5 protein-coding genes and 1 pseudogene are annotated in these 4,625 nt (G+C 69.2%); 3 read left to right on the top strand and 3 right to left on the bottom strand.

Annotated features, from left to right (window positions below):
- Window positions 1-1,495 (bottom strand): MmgE/PrpD family protein (locus AC08OU_RS22785; RefSeq protein ID WP_476605755.1); only part of this gene is annotated, 1,495 nt, incomplete at its 3' end.
- 223 nt (window positions 1,496-1,718) lie between these two features.
- Between AC08OU_RS22785 and AC08OU_RS22780 the strand changes: the two genes are divergently transcribed.
- Both AC08OU_RS22780 and AC08OU_RS22775 read left to right on the top strand, forming a co-directional pair.
- A complete protein-coding gene (locus tag AC08OU_RS22780; RefSeq protein ID WP_476602096.1) occupies window positions 1,719-1,937 on the top strand; it encodes an adenosylcobinamide amidohydrolase in 219 nt (72 codons plus the stop codon).
- A gap of 70 nt (window positions 1,938-2,007) precedes the next feature.
- Window positions 2,008-2,265, top strand: a pseudogene (locus AC08OU_RS22775) (PIN domain-containing protein); the annotation flags it as partial.
- Between the two features lie 183 nt (window positions 2,266-2,448).
- Here AC08OU_RS22775 and AC08OU_RS22770 read toward each other — a convergent pair.
- Both AC08OU_RS22770 and AC08OU_RS22765 read right to left on the bottom strand, forming a co-directional pair.
- The gene (locus AC08OU_RS22770; protein ID WP_476602094.1) at window positions 2,449-3,291 is read right to left on the bottom strand and encodes an NADP-dependent oxidoreductase; all 843 of its coding nucleotides are present in this window, start codon (window positions 3,289-3,291) and stop codon (window positions 2,449-2,451) included.
- Between the two features lie 97 nt (window positions 3,292-3,388).
- Window positions 3,389-3,682 carry a hypothetical protein gene (locus AC08OU_RS22765; RefSeq protein WP_476602093.1) on the bottom strand — a complete coding sequence of 98 codons (294 nt, stop codon included), beginning with the start codon at window positions 3,680-3,682 and terminating at the stop codon, window positions 3,389-3,391.
- Window positions 3,683-3,971: 289 nt separating this feature from the next.
- Here AC08OU_RS22765 and AC08OU_RS22760 point away from each other — a divergent pair, with 289 nt between their 5' ends.
- The gene (locus AC08OU_RS22760) at window positions 3,972-4,553 is read left to right on the top strand and encodes an NADPH-dependent FMN reductase (RefSeq protein ID WP_462203484.1); all 582 of its coding nucleotides are present in this window, start codon (window positions 3,972-3,974) and stop codon (window positions 4,551-4,553) included.
- Window positions 4,554-4,625 lie beyond the last annotated feature (72 nt).

Raw genomic sequence — 4,625 nt, 5'->3', positions numbered from 1 at the left:
CCAGGCCGGTGACCGAGCCGGTCGAAAGCGGCCAGTCAGGCACCAGGGTCAGCTCGCCGAGCTCGTCGGGCCGCAACTCCGGCAGCCGCACCGCCGCGTCGAGGAAGCGGTCCTGCTCGTCGGTCGGCACGACGCCCTCGGCCAGCCGGCGGAACTTCGCGACATACTCGGCCCGCCCGAACGGCCGGGCGCCCAGCGGATGGGCGTCGGCGACGGCGATCTCGTCCGCGACGACGGAGCCGTCGGCCAGGGTGACGACGACCCGGCCGCCGAACGCCTTCTCGGCCGGGTCGGTCGCGTGGTAGCGGCGGGTCCACTCCGGGTCCTCGACCGTGGTGATCTTCTGCCACAGCTCGACGGTGTCCGGCCGGGCGGCGCGCTCGGGTGCGTAGGATCGCTCGTGGTGCCAGTCCCGGTCCTGCAGCGCGACGGCGAAGATGTAGGGGATCGAGTGGTCGAGGGTCTCGCGGCTGGCCTTCGGGTCGTACTTCTGCGGGTCGTTCGCACCCGAGCCGATCACGTAGTGGGTGTGGTGGCTGGTGTGGATTACGATCGACCGCATCGTCGCCAGGCTGTCGCCGAGGCGCGGGCCGAGCCGGCGGGCCAGGTCGATGAACGCCTGGCTCTGGTACTCGGCCGAGTGCTCTTTGGTGTAGGTGTCGAGGATGCCGAGCTTGGGCTCGCCGGGGCCGGGCAGTCCGACGACGTACTGCGCCGCCGCGCCGTCGAGCATCCAGGCGATCACCCCGTCTTCACCCTCGTAGATCGGCGAGGGCGCGCCCTCGCCCCGCATCGCCCGGTCTACGGCCTCAACGGCGATCTTTCCGGCGAACGCCGGGGCGTAGGCTTTCCAGCTGGAAATCTCGCCCTTGCGGGACTGCCTGGTCGTCGTCGTGGTGTGCAGCGCCTGACCGACCGCCTGGTAGACGGTCTCGGTCGGCAGGCCGAGCAGCGTGCCGATACCGGCCGCGGCCGACGGGCCGAGGTGCGCGATGTGATCGATCTTGTGCTTGTGTAGGCAGATCGCGCGGACCAGGGCCACCAGGATCTCGTAGCCGGTGGCGAGGTCGCGCCCGCCGAGCCCGGCGTGCTGCGCCGCCGCGAGGATCGGCGGGATGTTGTCGCCGGGATGCGAGTAGTCGGCGGCGAGGAACGTGTCGTGGAAGTCGAGCTCACGCACGGCGACACCGTTCGCCCACGCCGCCCATTCGGGCGAGACCCTGGTCTCGGGCGGCAGGCCGAAGACGGTGGCGCCGGCGCGGCCGGCCGGCGGGGCGTGCCGCAGCGCCTGCTCCCGCGCCGCCGTCACCGGCTTGCGAGCTAGGGACGCCGCAGCCACCCCGGCGTTGTCGATCACACGGTTGATGGCCATCTCGGTGACCTCCAGGGTCACCTCCACCGGATCGGACGCGACCGCGGCGATCTTCCAGGCGAGCTGCTCCTCGCGGGCCAGCCGCTCCTCGCTGCGGTAGACACGCACCTTGTGCTCGATCATGCGGTCCTTCTTCTCCTCGGGTCGCGTTTCCGCACGCAAGCTCGAACATTCGCATGCGGTCGAACGGCCGGTCCAGGCAGCTACGAGGTCCTCACGGTCAAGCAGCCGTACCCGAACGGCAAGCCCGAGTCGTACGTGCTGGTGCGTTGCGGCGCGCCCGCGCCGGCCCTGACCGGGGACCTCGCCAAGGCGCAGCGGCGACGCTGCCCTCGTCAACGCCGTCATCACAGCCACGGAAGCCAGAACCCAGGCGCTGCTCGAAGCCGGCGTGCCCGGCACCGGAACCGCCTCCGATGCCCTCGTCGTGTGCTGCCCAGACGGCCCCGTCAACGGCCCCCCTGCCGTCCACGGCGCTGAAGCTGGGCCCGTCGCGACGCGATGCCCTCCGAGGACAAGATCAGCCGGCTGCGGCAGCTCATCCGCCGTGTCGAGAACGATCTGAGCACCCTCGACGCTGACGACCGCGCCCAGATCGAGGAGGCCATCTACAACGAGCGGCCCCGGAAGCATCGGGACGCGTGCCGCGGGTATTGGACCGGATGTACCGCCTGGAAATCGATGCCCACGTGCGCACCGTCGCGGCCGCCTTCGATGACCCGCTCCTGCGGTCTCTCGATGCCATTCACCTCGCTACCGCCCTTCGGCTGTCCGACGAGAACGACACCCGGTTGGAGGCGTTCGTCACCTACGACAAGCGCCTTCTCGAAGCGGCGCGCCGAGCCGATCTCCCGACCGCGTCGCCGGGCCCGCACTCTGCTGCGGGGCGCTGATCGTCCCGCCCGCTCCACGGCCGGCACGCCTTGAACGAGCCTTCTGGGCCCAGCTCTCCAGCATCGGTGCCGAACGGAACGCAGACGCAGGGTAAGCGGTGGAGACGGGCCTCCCACCAGAAATATGGAACGCATGTTCGACTCGTCGGCGTCGCCGCCCGTCGCGACGCGGGTGGGGGCAGGTCATGCGGGGGTCAGTACGACCTTGCCTCGGCCGTGGCCGGTGCCGACGTCGCGGTGGGCGTCGGCGGCGCGCTCCAGTGGGTAGGCCTGGCGTAGCCCGATCTTCAGCTGTCCTCGTGTGTACAGCCCGACCAGCTCCGAGAGTCGTGCCGCGGAGCGTTTGCTGCCTAGCCAGCGGACGCCGAGTTCCTGGTAGAGGTCGAAGGCGACGATGGTGCCAATGCGGTGCCGGTCCGGGACGAGTTCGATTGCGGCGCGTAGTCCGTCGGCGCCGGCGGCGTCCAGGCTGGCGCCGAGGGAGCGTAGGTAGTCGTGGTTGGCGGGGCTGGCGGTGCCGATCACGGTGGCGCCGGCGAGCGTTGCGAGTTGGACGGCGATGGTGCCGACGGCGCCGGCGGCGGCGTGGATGAGGAAGGTGTCGCCTGAGCCGATCTTGAGTTCCTCGACGGCGGTGTGGGCGGTTTGTCCGCCGCCGGAGAGTCCGCCGGCGATCTGTGCGGGCAGTGCGGCGGGTCTGGGTACCACCTGGTCGGTGGGGACGACCAGGTATTCCGCGTAGCAGCCCAGGGAACGGAAGCCGAGGACTTCGTCGCCGGTGGTGATGCCGGTGACGTCCGGGCCGGTCAGGTCGACGGTACCGGCGAACTCGTTGCCGAGTATCTGGGGACGGCTGAGTTCGACGCCAGGGGGTATCCAGCCCTCGCGGGTCGCCAGGTCGACTGGCTGGACGCCGGCGGCCCGTACCCGTACTCGGATCTCGCCGGGGCCGGGTTCGGGCTGGGGCAGTTCGACGAGTTGGAGGACGTTGGGTGGGCCGGGGTCGAAGAATGCGGCGGCTTTCATCGGTTCCACTCTCCTGTCGGGTTGCTCCGCGCCTCGGCGCGGAGGTGGGGTTTCTGCCGCGTGGCAGCGCGGACATGGGTTTTCCGTACCGGTCTGGTTACCCGTCGGTGACGGGGGCGCCGTGGTCGGCGGGGGTGGGGTGTTCCCGCGTTGTCGCCGTCTTCTTCTCACGGATGGTCGCTGAGATGGTCATGGTCATCAGGTAGGCGCTGGTGATCCATGTCTGGGCGGTGAGCCCGTGCAGCGAGTCCGCCACGGTCCGGGTGGCGGTCGCCATGATCGTCATGTCCAGCGCGGACATGAACACACCGGTGAGGAGCCCGAAGAGGACCACCCGGGTAGTCGTCCGGCTGAGTTCCGGCCCCTCCGCAGGCGCGGCCAGCGCTGACATCCTTGCTCTCTCTCGAAGCGCCCTGCTGCATCCGGTGACGAGGTGGTGACACGCAAAGTCTGCAACCTCAACCAAAGTTGAGGTCAACGGAGTCGAGAGATGACGTAGTGGGCCGCGCTGCCGGCCGGCCCGCGCGGAGTCGTTCACCGCCGCCCGCATAGCACCCGCATGACTGCGCGACCCACCGGCCGGGAGACGACCTTGACTTCAATCATGGTTGAGGTTTTAGAGTTCCGGGCGCCTGCTGGCGAGAGCGGATCTCGCCGATCCGCGGAATGAGAGGACTTTCATGCTCGATCAGCCCATCAACCTCGCGGTAGTTATTGGAAGCAACAGGGTGGGACGTTTCGCCCCGGTGGTCGCCCAGTGGTTCACCAAGCAGGTATCCGCCCACGATTCGATCGTCACGAATGTCGTCGACCTCGACGACGTCAGGCTGCCGGAGAGGCTGGGTACCTCCAGCGGTCCAGAAGTCGCGGAACTGGCGGACGTCACCCGGCAGCTTGCCGCGGCCGACGCCTTCGTCGTGATCACCCCCGAGTACAGCCACAGTTATCCGGCCGTTCTCAAGAATGTCATCGACTGGCATTACACCGAGTGGCAGGCGAAGCCGGTGGGTTTCGTTTCCTACGGCGGCCAGGCGGGCGGCCTGCGCGCGGTGGAGCACCTGCGCCAGGTCTTCGCCGAGTTGCACGCGGTCACCATCCGCGATACGGTCAGCTTCCACGGTGCCTGGGCCCAGTTCCACGCCGACGGCACGCCCAAGGATCCCGAAGGCTGCAACACCGCTGCCCAGACCCTGATCAGGCAACTCGAGTGGTGGGCGGTCGCGCTCGCGGAGGCCAGGGAGAAGCGTCCCTACACGGTGTGAACGGCGGCCTCGCGCGGGGGCGGAATCAAGCGGTCATAGCGACGCGTGCTTCGCCAGCAAATCGTTGAAACC

The sequence above is a fragment of the Frankia sp. CcMO1 genome (genome assembly GCF_977945845.1).
The sequence above is the reverse complement of the archived record's forward strand: the minus strand, read 5'-3'. Positions and strand labels throughout refer to the sequence as shown.